Below are 1121 nucleotides of genomic sequence, written 5' to 3' on the forward strand. Positions count from 1 at the left end.
GTGCTCGATCGCCTCAACCGGGCGAGGAAATTGCAGGAGATGAAGAAGAACCACGCCGAATCCTCGATGACGATGGCGCGCGCCGCGCTCGATGCACAGGATTTTGCGACTGCCCGCCGCGAAGCCGAGGCGGCGATCCGGATGGACCGCCGCGAGGGCGCCTATCTGCTTTTGGCCGACATCGAAGAAGCCGAGACGGGCGACCAAGGCAAGGTGCGACAGCTCTTGTCCAAGGCGGTGCGGGCGCCGCGCGACCCGGCCTGGGTCGCCGACGGCGTCGTCTCGGAGCGCTGGGCGCCGGTATCGCCGGTCACCGGCCGGCTTGACGCCTTCGAGTGGCGCGCCCCGATGGAGCGTCTCGGCCAGCTGATCGACAGCCGTGACGATGCGCCGGACGCCCCGGCGGTGGCGATCGAGGCGCCGGGCAGGCCGGCGCAGGAAGAGTCGGTCGAGGTGATCGATCACGCTGGCCCGGGCGGCGAGACGGCCGGCAAGCAGGCCGAGAACGATCAGGACCACGTCAGGTCGGTGACGGCGCAGGCTTTCGCCGCGGCGCCCGCCGATGCCGAGGCCGTCGAACCGGCGCAGGAACTGGCACGCCTGCCGGACGATCCCGGCGTCGATCCGGACGATGCGGCGGAAAAGTCGCCGCGCCGGTTCCGGTTGTTTTGAGTTGGCTGGGTGGCCCGGCCGTTTGGGAATGGATCGATGTTCGAACGCGTTTTGTCGTTTCTGAGGGATTTGCCGACCGGCACCGGCGCCCGCGCCAGCGCCGATGATCCGCGCGTGGCAGCCTCGGCGCTGCTCTACCACGTGATGAGCGCCGACGGCGTGCGCCAGGACGTCGAGTGGGAACGGTTCAAGGCAGTGTTGGCGCAGGCCTATTCGGTCAGCGGCAACGAGCTCGACGCGCTGGCCGCCGCCGGCGAGCGCGCCGACAACGAGGCGATCGACCTCTATGCCTGCACCAGCGTTCTGAAGCGCCACCTCGCTGCCGAAGGCCGCAAGGCTTTCATCGGCTTGATGTGGGAGATCGTCTATGCCGATGGCGAGCTGCACGAATTGGAAGACAACACGGTGTGGCGCGTTGCCGAGCTGATCGGCGTCGAACGCCAGGACCG

Annotated in this window: 1 protein-coding gene and 1 pseudogene; both read left to right on the forward strand. The window is 68.6% G+C overall.

Features of this window, described 5'->3' with window-relative positions; translation table 11 throughout:
* Window positions 1-672, forward strand: a pseudogene (locus tag FJ980_RS33395) (heme biosynthesis protein HemY); the annotation flags it as partial.
* Window positions 673-708: 36 nt separating this feature from the next.
* The coding region (locus tag FJ980_RS33400; RefSeq protein ID WP_140547645.1) for a TerB family tellurite resistance protein at window positions 709-1121 on the forward strand (413 nt) is incomplete at its 3' end.

This window comes from Mesorhizobium sp. B1-1-5 (genome assembly GCF_006443065.1).
GTDB lineage: Bacteria > Pseudomonadota > Alphaproteobacteria > Rhizobiales > Rhizobiaceae > Mesorhizobium.